Below are 12,916 nucleotides of genomic sequence, written 5' to 3'. Positions count from 1 at the left end.
CGATCAGGACCGTAGCGGCGCTGGGGTGAGCTCGTAGACGTCCAGCCGATCAGGCAGCTGGTCGTACTGCATCATCAGATCAGCCACCCGCTGTACTCGGACCTGGTTGAACTGTGCCGGGTACTCGCCGACGGTCACCAGCGCGGCCGTGGCCGGGTCGACCTCGGCGAAGGTAGGCAGCTCCTGCTGCACCCTGGTCGGTGTGGTGGCGCTGTGCGCTTCGCCGAGCGCCTGCCGGAATCGCTGGAGCACCGCGCCCTTTTTATTTGCGAATGACTGATTTGTCGCATAACTGGAGAAGGGGTAATCCTGCATGGCGCCGCTTGACCCGTCGAGCACCACGGTCGCCCCGAGCTCCTGCTGGATGCTGGTCAGGTATGGCTCGGCGAGCCATGCGCCGTCCACCGCGCCCGAGGTAAGCGCCTCGGCGATATCGCCACGATCTCTCGGTACGAAATCGACCCCGGCTGGATCGACCCCGTTGACGGAAAGCAGCGAGTTGACGCTCAGCCGGGCGTTATCGGTCGAGGTGTCCACCGCGATCCGGGGTTGCGGCTTGTCCTGCGGTTCGTCGTAGCCACTACCTGGCATCGAGACGATTGCCGCGGTATACGGCCGTGCCTGGTAGGCCTCGGCCTCCAGCTCCAGCTCCGCGCCGTCCTGCGCGGCGCGCAACAGCGTCGTGTTGCTGCCGAAGGCGAGGTCGGCATCACCGGAATCGAGCGCGCCCATGGCCGCCTGTTCGGTTGGTTGCTCGACCAGCTCGATGTCCAACCCGGCGCGATCGAAAACACCGTCCTTGACGCCGATCCGTAGTCCCGCCGTGTCGATCGCACTTGTCACCGCGATTCGCAGGGATTCCCTCGGGCCGAGTACCTCATTCGAGGGATCGCCAGAGAAGAGATCGCACGCACTGATGCTCACCGTAGTTACCAGTGCGGCCAGGGTCAGTGCCGCCGTGTTTCGTATTCTGCGCACGTCGCGTTCCTTTGCGGGTTGGACCGGCACATCGTAATCACCCATCTGGAGTGCTCGCTGTGGGCTGAGCCATACTCCAGGTAAGTTAGCTGGTCTTTTCGTACGCCGATGACTGCCTTACTCTACCGGGGGACAAGCCGTGTGAGTTTGCTCGGTTTGTCGCCGAAAGCGAATTCGGTGGTGTCGATCTTCGGCCTATCGGTTTGTTGACCTGCAGATATACTGCCGAAAGGATGACGGGTTCTCGGTCAGTTGGCCGGATGACTGATAACACCGTTGACGCAATCATCGAACTGAGGAAATCCAAGGGTGATCCGTCGAAAAGGCGCGGCAGACCAGTCGACCGGTCAGGGCTCGCGAGAAACGGTTTCGCCTGAAAGTGGCTATCTGTCCAGTGCGGACAGTAACGAAACCCTTGCGGCGGGCCGATCGTCCGACGATGCCCCACAGGTTGGTGGGCGCTGGCGGCTGCGCAATTGGCGGCTGCGCACCAAACTGTTCGTAGTACTGCTGATCCCACTGGTTGCCGTGCTGGCGTTCGTCGGACTACGGGTGCAGGGTGATCTTGCCGAGGCCGGCCGGTTGTCCGAGTTGGATGCTCAGGTGCAGCTCGAGACGAGCGCGGCAAACGCGGTGCACGAGTTGCAGCGGGAACGTGATCTGACGGTGTGGTTCGTATCCATGCCGCGTTCCGGCGGCGAGTCCGAACTGCAGCAGCAGCGTACGAAAGTGGACACCGCGGTTACCGGATTTCACGGCCAGCGGGAGGCCGCTGACTCCGAACTATCCGAAACGGCGGCTAACCAGTTCCGCGAAGTTAGTGCACGGTTTGACCGATTGACCGCGCTTCGTTCCACGGTGGACAGTACGAGTTACCCCGCAGAGGCGATTATGCGGTCGTATAACCAACTCGTCCAAGGCGTGCACGATACAAATGATCAACTCGTCGCCGAAGCGGAACAGCCCGAAGTGTCCCGTTACTTGCTCGCCAGCAATGCCTTGGCACTAGCCGCCGAACAGCAGTCCCGAAAGCGGGCACTGCTGCTTACCGCGCTGGAACGCGAGTCGATGTTGGCATCGGAACTCCGCAGTCTTTATGCCGCGGACGCCGAGTTCGACGCCGCGGTCAGCGACTTCCGCAAGTTCGCCACCGGCCAGCAGCAGCGAATGTATGACGATACGGTGATGGGCTCGCTGATCGATATCAGTGGCGGTATCGAGGCATCGGCAATCGCGTTCGCGGAAACGGACCGCCCACTGCGTGGCGGCCAGTTGGACACCGGTATCTGGGACAACTCCGCCACTTACACCCTCAACCGCATCAACGAGGTGCACGAGGGTATGCAGCGGATGACGCAGGAGTACGCCGAGTCACTGGTCAGCCAGGCGCGGGAGTCGGTGATCCGGGACACCGCGATTACCGGCGGGGTAGTGCTGGCCGCTTTCCTGCTGGCGCTGCTGGTGGCGCGCTCGTTGCTGCGCCCGCTGCGGGTGCTGCGCAACACCGCGCTGGAGATCGCGGAGTATCGGATGCCCGAGGAGGTGGAGGAGATCCTGGCTGCCCCCGAGCCGGCGCGCAGGGCGGCCACCGCCCCCGAGCCGGTGCCGGTACACTCCGGCGAAGAGGTCGGCCAGGTGGCGCGCGCGTTCGACGCGGTGCACGCGGAGGCCGTCCGGCAGGCCGCGCAACAGGCGCTACTGCGGGACAACGTGAACGCGATGTTCGTGAACCTCTCGCGGCGTAGTCAGGCGCTCGTGGAGCGTCAGCTCGGCGTGCTCGACCGGATGGAGTCCGACGAGCAGGATCCAGACCAGCTGGCCAGCCTGTTCGAACTGGACCATATGGCCACCAGAATGCGCCGGAACAGCGAGAACCTGCTCGTTCTCGCCGGCAGTGATCTGGGCAGGCAGGTCACCGAGCCGATCGCGGTCTCCGAGGTGATTGGCGCGGCCGTATCGGAGATCGAGCAGTACGCGCGGATCGAGGTGGCCCCGACGCCACAACGACTGATCGCGGGCAACGCGGTCAACGACGTGGTGCACGTGATCTCCGAGTTGTTGGACAACGCGACCGCGTTCTCCGATCCGCAGACGAAGGTCAGCGTGGACACCATGAGCACCCGCACCGGTGGTCTGCGGCTGGAGATCTCGGACCGGGGCGTCGGGATGACCGACGCGGATATCGCGGCCACCAACGACCGGCTTGCCCACCCGCCGGAGGTGGACGTTTCGGTCGCCCGCCGGATGGGGTTGTACGTGGTTGGCCGGCTGGCCCAGCGGCACCAGATCCGGGTTCGGCTGCGCAAGAACGACAACGGTGGGGTCACCGCGGGCGTGCTGGTGCCGCCGGAGCTGATCAGCGACATGGTGATCGAGACTGCCCGGCCAAAGGCAGAGCAGCCGAAACCGGAGCCGCAACCAGCGCCACCGCAGCCGACGGTCACCGGATCCGCGCCGCTGAATGGAGCGGCGGAACTCGGCGCGGTCGAACCGGGCGCGGCGCCCGCCGAGCCGGTCAGCGGGCCGCCGCTACCGGTAAGGAAACCGCGTACTCCCGGTGCGCCTACTGGGCCGGCCACGGCGCCTCCGCCCGCTGGTCAACCCCAGGATCCGGCGCCGCCTGCGCCTACCGGGCCGGTCGCGCCGAACCCTGGTACGCCGCCGGCCCGCCAACCGGTCGCCCCGTCGTCGAGCGATCTGTTCGGTGCGGCTCAGCAAAACGACGATGCGCCACTCAGCCCATTGGATGAGGAAGCGCCGACCGTACGGATGCCGATCTATGAGGCCGTTCTGTCGCAGTGGTTCAGCAGCGCTACGACAAACGGCGCGGATTCCGCCCCGGAGGAACAAAGTCTTACCCGGAACGGCGACGCGGCGACCAGCCAATGGCATACTCCGGCCGATGCCGGTTGGCAGGCCGCCGAGGTGCTCTCGGGAGAGCGATCCGCTCCCACGCACACCGCCGCGGGGCTGCCGAAGCGGATACCGAAGGAGCGGTTGGTGCCAGGTTCGGCTACGACGCAGGAGCCGAAGCCGGCCATGCCACGAAGTGCCGAGGCCACCAGGGGCCGGATGAGTAGCCTGCAACAAGGCGTCCGGCGCGGACGACATGCGCTCCAGAGTGACGTTGCCGAGCCGCAGCACAATGGTGAGTGACCGGGTCATGCGCCCGGACGGATGGAACGAGGAGGGACAGTGACAGCGTCCGTGGGACCTTCCGGCGGGTTTGGTTGGTTGATCACCGACTTTGTCCGACGGGTGCCCGGTGTCGCCCACTCGGTCGTGGTCTCGGCCGATGGGTTGTTGCTCGCCGGTTCCGAAGGATTGCCGCAGGACCGCGCGGAGCAACTTTCCGCGGTGGCCTCCGGGCTGGTCAGCCTTACCCAGGGTGCCGCCCGCTGCTTTGAAGCCGGTTCGGTCAACCAGACCGTGGTCGAGATGGAACGTGGCTACCTGTTCCTGATGTCCGTGAGCGATGGCTCCTGCCTCGCCGTGCTTGCCGCACCGAATTGCGATATCGGTCTGGTGGCATACGAGATGACCTTGCTTGTTGAGCGCGTCGGGCAGCAGATCACGCCCGAGCTCCGTGCTCAGCTTCAAGGTGGTGTTCGCGGGTAACCGCGTGAGGCAGCGATGACGGGCATGCACAACGGTGACGACCAGCAGGAACGCTGGGACGCGTGGCACCGGGCGGTCGAGCGAGATGGCCTCGATCAGCCGCACCGCTTCGACATCAGCTCGACGCGCGAGTGGCTGTTCGAGAGTACGGACAACGCGCCGACGCCCCGCGCCGAGGAGCCTCCCGCGCCACAACAGGCCACAGCTGGCTCGGCGCATACGGCGCAGCCGGCGGCGAACAAGCGTCGCTCGCTGGTCCGGCCCTATGCCCGTACTGGCGGGCGGACCAGGGCGGACTACGACCTGGCCATCGAGACACTGATCTCCACTACCGACCAGGGGCGCAGCTATCGCGGGGCGGCGGTCACCGAACATCGGTCCATCTGTGAGCTCTGTGACCGCCCCAGGTCGGTGGCCGAAGTCGCCGCGCATCTGGCCCTGCCCCTTGGCGTGGCCAAGGTACTGCTTGCGGATATGGCCAATATCGGCCTGGTCCAGGTGCATGAATCCGGCGTGCTTGTCGGGGACGGCCCTTCCCTCGAGTTCATGGAACGCGTGCTGAGCGGCCTGCGCGCCCTGTGATCCAGGTCTGCGCGGCGGCGCGACCTTCTTGATTGGTTGATTTATCCCGTTATGCCCGATAGCACGCGGGCTTGTTGATGTCCCGCGCCGATTAATGCATAGACATCCAATCAAGCGCATAAGTATGCTGCCAGGATGGCGGAACTCCTGGCTTTCCTCGTCCTCGCGATCCTGCTCAGCATCACTCCCGGGCCGGACTCGGTGCTGGTGGTGCGCAGCACCGCGCGCGGCGGGCGAGCCGCCGGCGTGGCCACCGCCTGCGGCGCGGTATGCGGCGGGCTGTTCTGGGGAATCGCTGCCGTGCTGGGTATCGCGACGGTGCTCGCGCAGTCGGCCGTACTGTTCCAGGCAATCAAGTACGCCGGTGCGGCTTATCTCGTGTTGCTCGGCGCGCGCACGCTTATCGCGCAGATCAGGGGCAAGGCGGCAGCCGCGGTGCCCGAATCCGCCGATGGGCAGGGGGACCGGCTCAGCCGCCGGCAGGCCTTTCTGATCGGTTTCACCTGCGATGTGTTGAATCCGCAAGTGGGGTTGTTCTACCTCGCGGTGCTGCCCCAGTTCGTCCCTGCCGATCAGCCGTTCGTCCCGTTCGCCCTGTTGCTGTGCCTGATCGAGAACCTGGTCGCGATCGCCTGGTTGCTGCTGATCGCGTTGATTTCCCATGCCGTCACCGGTTTTCTGCGCAAGCCGGTGGTGCGTAGGTGGCTCGATCGGGTGCTGGGTGGCACGCTGATCGGGTTGGGTATCAGCGTGGCGGTTACCCCCTAGCGTCCGGTAGCCGCGTGCGGAAGGGAGCCGGATTGACGACCTTCAGCGACCGGACGGTACTGGTGACCGGCGCGGCTTCCGGCATCGGCGCGGCCATCTGTGGGCTCTTCGTCGCGCGCGGCGCGCGGGTGATCGCGGTGGATCGCGACCAGCGGGTTACCGAGCTGGCGCAGGATGCCGCCTCGGTGGAACCGGTAGTCGCGGATCTCGCGGACCGGGCAGCGCTGGAACTGCTGTGCGGCCGGTTGGAAACCGGGCCGGTCACCGATGTGCTGGTGAACTGTGCGGCCAGCTATCCGCCGAAGGGCGGTTTCTTCGGCGCTGGTTTCGACGACTGGGAACGGGTGTTGCGGGTCAACGTGGTCGCGCTGGGCATGCTGTCCAGGGCCGCGGCCGTGGGGCTGCGCGCGGCTGGCCGGCAGGGAACCATCGTGAACGTGGACAGCCTGCAGGAAAGCCTGCCGGTGCCTGGTTACGGGCCATACGTGACGAGCAAGGGAGCGGTGCATGCGGCGACCTGCGCGCTGGCTGTCGAGCTTGGGCCACTGGGTATCCGCGTCAACTCGGTGGCGCCCGGGGTGGTGAACACGCCGTCCGTACGGAACACATTGGACGGTGCGATGTGGGGCGAGGCGGGGCAGCCGCCCACATTGCTCGGCAGGGCTGGCTTGCCCGAGGAAGTGGCCGAAGTGGTGGCTTTCCTTGCCTCGGACGCGGCCTCGTTCATGACCGGTGCGGTGTTGCCAGTGGACGGTGGTCGGCGGTTGAGCCGGCGACCGGACCCGCTCGGGGTCAGCCATGTGGTGGAAGCGGAATGACCGAGATCGCGGAGATAACCGGGTTCCGGGTACCGCCCCGGTGGATCTTCGTCCGGGTGGCCAGCACCACCGGTGCGGTTGGCTGGGGCGAGGCGATCGTGGCGAAACGGCCGGGTGCGGTACTCGGTGCCGTGGACGACCTGGCACGCAATCTAGTTGGCGCACCTGCGAACCGGATCGAAGACGCCTGGCAGCGGATGTGGCGGGACGGGTTCTTTCGCGGTGGTCCGGTGCTCGCCACTGCCGCTGCGGCGATCGAGCAGGCGCTGTGGGATCTCAAGGGCAAAGCGCACGGCCTGCCGGTTCACGAGTTCCTCGGCGGTCCGGTGCGCGACACCGTGCCGCTGTATGCCTGGATCGGCGGCGACCGGCCGGCCGATGTGCTCGACGGTGCCCGCGCTCGCGTCGAGCAGGGTTTCCGCGTGGTGAAGATGAATGCGACCGCCGAACTGGACTATGTGGACGATCATGCAAAGATCGACGATGTGGTGGCGCGGGTAGCTTCGGTGCGCGCGGAGTTCGGTGCCGAGTTGCGCATCGCACTGGATTTTCATGGCAGGGTGCACCGGGCGATGGCCAAGGCGTTGCTCGCCGAGCTTACGCAGTTTGGTCTGATGTGGGTGGAGGAGCCGCTGGCGCCCGGGCACGAGGACGCGCTGCACGTGCTTGCCACGGCGGCGGGGGGCACGCCGATCGCGACGGGTGAGCGGCTGCACAATCGCTGGGAGTTCAAGCGGCTGCTGGAATCCAGAGTCGTGGACATCGTGCAGCCGGACGTTTCGCTTACCGGTCTGTTCGAGTTGGAGAAGATCTGCCGGATGGCCGAGGCCTATGATGTCGCGGTGGCGCCGCACTGTCCGAACGGTCCGGTCTCGCTGGCCGCTTCGCTACAGGTGGCCAGCTGCGCGGGCAATGTGTTGATCCAGGAGCAGAGCCTCGGGTTGCACTACAACCGAGGTTACGCCGGGTTGCCAAGCGCGGAGATGCACGACTATCTGGTTGATCCGGCGCCGCTGACCCCGCACGCTGGTAGCTTGCCGGTGCCGGGCGGTGCTGGGCTGGGAATCGACCTCGATGAACGCGTAGTGCAGGAGCGTGCCGGCGAATGGTGGCTGCCGGATCCGAACTGGCGGCATCCGGACGGCCGATACGCCGAATGGTGAACGAACAGGGAGATTCCGCATGGTCGAGGCACTGGCCGAGACGACCGCCTCGCTTGGCGAGGGACCGCACTGGGACGCCGCGACCGGAACCCTGCTGTGGGTGGATATCTCGGCAGGCGAGGTGCACCGGAGCGACCCGGATTCCGGGCGTACCAAGACGTTACGGCTTGGCGGGCCGGTCAGTATGGTGGTGCCCTCGGAGCATGGGCGGCTGCTGGTCGCCAGGCAACACAAACTGTCGCTTGTAGACGGATCGGGAGTTGAGGAGGTCGTGGCCGCCATCCCGGCCGACCCGTTGATCCGGTTCAACGATGGGAAATGTGATCCGCGAGGGCGGCTGTTCGTGGGGACCATGCACACCGAGCGGGCTCCTGGTACCGCTGCCCTCTACCGGTTGGACGGTACCGAGCTGACCCCAGTGCTCACCGGGCTGACGGTATCCAACGGGCTCGGCTGGAGCCCGGACGGCGGCACCATGTATCACGCGGATACGCCCAGCGGGTGCGTGCGCGCCTATGACTACGAGCTGGAAACCGGTCACCTGCGTACTCCCGGCCGGGTGTTCGTGGATCTCACCAAGCAGGTTGGTCGGCCGGATGGGCTGACCGTCGACGCCGACGGCTACGTGTGGGTCGTCCTGGTGCGCGCGGGTGCGGTGCACCGGTACGCGCCGGATGGCACGCTCGATGCGGTACACGCCGTACCGGTATCCGCGCCAACCAGTTGCGCCTTCGGTGGGCCGGGCCTGACCGACCTGTTCGTGACGACCTCGCTGGAGCTGGTGCCGGAGGACCAGCGCGGCCAACAGCCGCTCGCCGGCCGCGTGCTGCGGCTGCACCCCGGTGTTCCCGGTCGGCCCGCTCCCAACTGGTCACCGCAAGATGCCTAAAGGTTGCGATCAAGGGTAGCCCGGCGGTCTGCCCGCTCGCTGTCTTCTCTGCGGAACGCGGTCGCGGAGCGTGCGGGTTCAGTCCTCCACAAGGGAGACCGAGGTGATCCGGTGCAGCGGGAAGCGGGTTCCCGGGCTGCCTTTGGCATCGTCGCCTTCCAGCACCCCGCCGCCAACCCGCAGCGGCAACACGATGCGCTGGCTGGCCACCCCGTGCGAGTCCACGAAACCGATCCACACCGACCGCTGCTCCCTGGCGGCTTCCTGCAGCAGCGCCACGGTATCCGCGGTTTCCGCGCCACCACCGCCGCCCGGCAGCCGGGCCGTTCGCCCCCTTCGCGAGCTCTGCGCATGATCCCCGCCGCGCAGCTGCCCGACGAGCTCGGTCGCCTGTTCCTCGGTGACCGTCACCGGAGCGGCGGCACGCCGGGTGGTCCGTGGCTTCGCCGGCACCCGGTGCCCGCGCGGTCGTAGATCGACCACCCGGCCATCCGGGCCCTCCGCGGCGGGCGTGAACCCCGCGGCGCGCAACCCATCAAGTACCTCAGCCAGTGGCAGCGGGCTGACCACCACGGTGTCCGCGATCCGGCGCAGCCCGAGGTCAGCGGCAGTTGGATGCGCTAGCACCTCGGCGATCAGCACGGTGTCATCGCTACGCAGGAAAGACGCCGCCGCCCCGCCGCGCAGCTTGCCGTGCCGGCGCGCAACGTCGTCGATCAGATAACTCAACGACTGTGGTACCGGCGTGCGCGACCGGCTGCGGAACAGCTCATGCAGTTCGGCGGCGGTGTAGCCGGCATCCAACGCGCGCCGCACGCTGGCCTCGCCAACCCGGTACACGGTCGCGCTGCCCGCCGATTCCACCTCGGCAACGGTGTTGATCATCGCGGCGAGTTCGGGTTCCAGCGGGCCGGGCGCGATTACGGTCAGATCCGCCTGTACCAGCACGTGATCCACCGGGTCGGGCATCGCCTCGGCCATCCGCTGCGCGGCCCCCGCGCGATCGCCGTCCAGCAGCGCGCGTCCCGCGGAGGTCAGCGCGCCGAGTGCCAGCACGCCGAGCGCGGTGCCTTCGGCCACCGTCCAGCGGACGATCTGGTCGCGCAGCCTGCCGCCTTTCCGTGGCGCCCACCAGGAAAGCAGCGTCACCAGCTGCTCGGTGTTCGCGACCCCCGTGCCGGCCGGCAGCTCGGCGAGGGTGACCAGGGTGCGCCGGCGTCCCATCGGGGCGAGCGGTCGGTGCAGCTCCTCGGCAAGGGGCACCAGGGGCTTTTCCTGGTCCTGCCGGTCGGCGAGGCCGGGGAGTCGAGGCAGCTCGAGCCAGGCTTCCGCGAGTACCGCCCACCGTTGGGCCGGGGTGGAGGCCAACCAGGAATCCGCCAGCGTGGTCGGGCACCAGAGCGGGGTGGCCTCGCCGGAGTCGGCGAGTAGCCCGGCGCCCGCGGCCAGCTCGACGAACAGCCCCGCGCGGGACTCCGATACGTCCAGCTCCTTGGCCAGTTTGCGCAACTCGCGCACGCCAACCCCGCCTGCCTTGCGGACCGGCGGCGGGGTGGCGGACCACTGCTCGATCAGCCGCTCGACATGGCGCAGTAGTTCGGCGGCCTCGCCCGCGGCGGTCTCATCCACCCCGGTGGTGCTGTGCGGGTTGGTGTGCAGCCGCGGCTCGTCCAGCTCCACGTTGCCGAACGGTCGGCCGCCGCGCAGCGCGATGCCCACCTCACGGGGCAGTTCCACGGTGCTCGCATCGCGGTGCAGCAGCAGGCCGCGGGCGAGCAACCGCTGTACCGGGGTGCGGGCTTCGTCCGCGGAGCCAGGCTCGGACGCGTCCTTGGTCTGGCCGATGGGCGGGCCGGCGGATAGCGCGGCGAGCAGCCGCCGTTCTGGTTCGGCCAGCTCGGTCAACAGGCCGGCGACCGTATCCGGGTCAAGCGCTGGCGCGCTACGGCCGAGCCCTGCCGGATACGGTCCGAGGACCTCGGCCAGCGCGGGTGGTACGGCGAGGGCGGTATCCGGGCCCCAGACGAGTGCGAGCCGCCGTAGCCGGGCGAGTTCGGTGCCAACCTCGCGGCCGAGGTAGCCGGAAACTCGCTGCTCGCTGACCGGCTCCCGGTCGGCCTCGGCAAGCAGCAGTGCTTCCAGTACGGCCAGTTCCCTGGTGTGCAACTCCGCGCAGGCGCGGGCAAGTGAGCCAGCTGTGCCCGCGCGCGTGGCGAGGATCGTGCTGTTCGCCGGCGGCGGCGTCGCGAGGTCCTGCCGCGCGCGCAACAGCTCGGTGAGCGTCGCATCGTCTTGGTCGCGCAGCCATTCGGCGAGGGATGAGCCGGACATCCCTACCACCGTAGCGAGTGGATGCCCAACCCTTCTTGCGCGGTTGAGATCCGGTAATCTTGCCACCAATTGGTTGGCGAGCACGCCCCGCCCGGAAACCAGCTTTTCGGACGAAACCGGGGCGAGACAGGAGGACTACCGGTGGCCAAGCGCGACCGAAGTGACCGCGTCGATCCGGAATGGCCGCAGGCGAACGATGGCGAGCATGCGGTGAGCGAACTCGTCAGCGATCTACAGGGGGCGCATTCCCCGTTCGGCGACGTGCGTTTCCCGCAGTCCAGCGTGCCCTACGTGCACCCGGAAACCAAGATCAACAAATAACACGCTAGCGCGCGGCGGCGCTCCATCGCCATCGGAGGGTCGCCTTTGGAGGCCCGCCATGCCGGTACCCGGTCCGGGGTACGCGATCACCGTCCGCGTCGAGGCGCCACCGTCCGCGAGTTCAGCTGGGGACCTCACCAGCGCCGTAGGGCGGGTTGGCGGCGTGATCACCGCGTTCGACGTGGTCGAATCGCATCCCGACCGGGTGGTCGTGGACATCACCTGTAACTCGGTCTCAGCCAACCACGCGCAGGACATCACCGATGCGCTGGAGGCACTGCCCGGCGTACACGTGCGCAAGGTTTCCGACCGCACCTTCCTGATCCACCTCGGCGGCAAGATCGAGGTCGGGCCGAAGGTGCCGCTGCGTAACCGCGATGACCTCTCCAGGGCCTACACGCCCGGTGTGGCCAGAGTGTGCACGGCGATCGCGGAGAACCCCGCCGATGCGCGCCGGCTGACCATCAAGCGCAATACCGTCGCGGTGGTGACCGACGGGTCCGCCGTACTCGGGCTCGGCAACCTTGGCCCCGCCGCCGCGTTGCCGGTGATGGAGGGCAAGGCCGCGCTGTTCAAGAAGTTCGCTTCGGTGGATGCCTGGCCGGTGTGCCTGGACACTCAGGACACCGAGGAGTTGATCAAGGCGGTCGAATGGATCGCGCCGGCCTACGGCGGGATCAATCTCGAGGACATCGCCGCGCCCCGCTGCTTCGAGATCGAGGCGCGGTTGCGCGAGAAGCTGGACATCCCGGTGTTCCACGACGACCAGCACGGCACCGCGATCGTGGTGGTCGGCGCGCTCCGCAACGCGCTGCGGGTGGTGAACAAACCGATCGAGGACTGCAAGATCGTGGTCTGCGGGGTGGGGGCGGCTGGTTCCGCGATCGTCCGGCTGCTGCTGTTGAAGAAGCCAGCCGACGTGCTCGCGGTGGATGTGGACGGGATCGTGCACCCCGAACGCGGGGACGAGGACCCGAACCTTGCCTGGATTGCCGCGCACACCAACCGCGAAGGCGCCCGCGGCGGCCTGCATGACGCGCTGGTTGGCGCGGATGTGTTCATCGGCGTTTCGGCGCCGAACCTGTTCGGGGCCGAGCAGGTCGCCACGATGGCCGCCGATCCCGTGGTGTTCGCGCTGGCCAACCCGGACCCGGAAGTCGATCCACTCGAAGCGCAGCGGCATGCGACGGTGGTTGCTACCGGGCGCAGCGACTATCCAAACCAGATCAACAACGTGCTTGCTTTCCCCGGGGTGTTCCGTGGCCTGCTGGACGCGCAGGCGCACAAGATCACCGACGGGATGATGCTCGCCGCCGCGGACGCCGTCGCCGATGTGGTGGACGGGGATCGGCTGAACGCCTCGTTCATCGTGCCGAGCGTCTTCGACGCGGCGGTGGCGCCGGCGGTGGCCGATGCGGTACGCAAAGCAGCGGGGGAAGCTGAATAAC

General features: G+C 67.5%; 11 protein-coding genes. 9 read left to right on the top strand and 2 right to left on the bottom strand.

The features are described 5' to 3' along the window. Window positions 1-3 precede the first annotated feature (3 nt). Complete coding sequence (locus EV191_RS02610) at window positions 4-978, bottom strand: ABC transporter substrate-binding protein (RefSeq protein ID WP_165912791.1); 975 nt, start codon at window positions 976-978, stop codon at window positions 4-6. A 309-nt stretch (window positions 979-1,287) separates the two neighbouring features. Here EV191_RS02610 and EV191_RS02605 point away from each other — a divergent pair, with 309 nt between their 5' ends. The 7 genes from EV191_RS02605 (at window position 1,288) to EV191_RS02575 (ending at window position 8,816) form a co-directional block, all read left to right on the top strand. Continuing rightward, window positions 1,288-4,134 (top strand): sensor histidine kinase, encoded by a 2,847-nt coding sequence (locus EV191_RS02605; RefSeq protein WP_243658714.1) that lies wholly within the window; start codon window positions 1,288-1,290, stop codon window positions 4,132-4,134. A 39-nt stretch (window positions 4,135-4,173) separates the two neighbouring features. Then, window positions 4,174-4,596 (top strand): roadblock/LC7 domain-containing protein, encoded by a 423-nt coding sequence (locus EV191_RS02600; protein ID WP_132875162.1) that lies wholly within the window; start codon window positions 4,174-4,176, stop codon window positions 4,594-4,596. A gap of 15 nt (window positions 4,597-4,611) precedes the next feature. Further along, a complete protein-coding gene (locus tag EV191_RS02595) occupies window positions 4,612-5,178 on the top strand; it encodes a DUF742 domain-containing protein (RefSeq protein WP_132875161.1) in 567 nt (188 codons plus the stop codon). A 135-nt stretch (window positions 5,179-5,313) separates the two neighbouring features. Continuing rightward, on the top strand, window positions 5,314-5,946 hold the full coding sequence (locus tag EV191_RS02590; RefSeq protein WP_132875160.1) for a LysE family translocator: 633 nt from the start codon (window positions 5,314-5,316) through the stop codon (window positions 5,944-5,946). Window positions 5,947-5,978: 32 nt separating this feature from the next. Further along, window positions 5,979-6,764: an SDR family NAD(P)-dependent oxidoreductase gene (locus tag EV191_RS02585; protein ID WP_165912790.1), complete on the top strand. Its 786-nt coding sequence runs from the start codon at window positions 5,979-5,981 to the stop codon at window positions 6,762-6,764. Next, the gene (dgoD, locus tag EV191_RS02580) at window positions 6,761-7,927 is read left to right on the top strand and encodes a galactonate dehydratase (protein ID WP_132875158.1); all 1,167 of its coding nucleotides are present in this window, start codon (window positions 6,761-6,763) and stop codon (window positions 7,925-7,927) included. The genes EV191_RS02585 and dgoD overlap by 4 nt, the downstream gene beginning before the upstream one ends. Window positions 7,928-7,946: 19 nt before the next feature. Beyond that, window positions 7,947-8,816, top strand: coding sequence for an SMP-30/gluconolactonase/LRE family protein (locus EV191_RS02575; protein WP_132875157.1), 870 nt, complete (start codon window positions 7,947-7,949; stop codon window positions 8,814-8,816). Window positions 8,817-8,894: 78 nt separating this feature from the next. Here EV191_RS02575 and EV191_RS02570 read toward each other — a convergent pair whose 3' ends face one another. After that, window positions 8,895-11,147: a helicase-associated domain-containing protein gene (locus tag EV191_RS02570; protein WP_132875156.1), complete on the bottom strand. Its 2,253-nt coding sequence runs from the start codon at window positions 11,145-11,147 to the stop codon at window positions 8,895-8,897. Window positions 11,148-11,288: 141 nt separating this feature from the next. On the opposite strand from EV191_RS02570, the gene EV191_RS02565 reads away from it, so the two are divergent. Together EV191_RS02565 and EV191_RS02560 are read left to right on the top strand one after the other, a co-directional pair. Further along, a complete protein-coding gene (locus EV191_RS02565) occupies window positions 11,289-11,468 on the top strand; it encodes a hypothetical protein (protein ID WP_132875155.1) in 180 nt (59 codons plus the stop codon). A 58-nt stretch (window positions 11,469-11,526) separates the two neighbouring features. Beyond that, window positions 11,527-12,915 (top strand): NAD-dependent malic enzyme, encoded by a 1,389-nt coding sequence (locus tag EV191_RS02560; RefSeq protein ID WP_132875154.1) that lies wholly within the window; start codon window positions 11,527-11,529, stop codon window positions 12,913-12,915. The last annotated feature ends 1 nt before the right edge of the window (window position 12,916 follow it).

Origin of the sequence: Tamaricihabitans halophyticus (genome assembly GCF_004340875.1) — a bacterium.
GTDB classification, from domain to species: domain Bacteria; phylum Actinomycetota; class Actinomycetes; order Mycobacteriales; family Pseudonocardiaceae; genus Tamaricihabitans; species Tamaricihabitans halophyticus.
Note: the sequence above shows the minus strand (reverse complement) of the source record. Positions and strands in the feature narration are given on the sequence as shown.

Bases quoted from the DNA above. Each gene is read 5' to 3' on its own strand.
- EV191_RS02595 (WP_132875161.1), top strand. From the start codon at position 4,612: ATGACGGGCATGCACAACGGTGACGACCAGCAGGAACGCTGGGACGCG.
- EV191_RS02590 (WP_132875160.1), top strand. From the start codon at position 5,314: ATGGCGGAACTCCTGGCTTTCCTCGTCCTCGCGATCCTGCTCAGCATC.
- dgoD (WP_132875158.1), top strand. From the start codon at position 6,761: ATGACCGAGATCGCGGAGATAACCGGGTTCCGGGTACCGCCCCGGTGG.
- EV191_RS02575 (WP_132875157.1), top strand. From the start codon at position 7,947: ATGGTCGAGGCACTGGCCGAGACGACCGCCTCGCTTGGCGAGGGACCG.
- EV191_RS02570 (WP_132875156.1), bottom strand. From the start codon at position 11,147: ATGTCCGGCTCATCCCTCGCCGAATGGCTGCGCGACCAAGACGATGCG.
- EV191_RS02560 (WP_132875154.1), top strand. From the start codon at position 11,527: ATGCCGGTACCCGGTCCGGGGTACGCGATCACCGTCCGCGTCGAGGCG.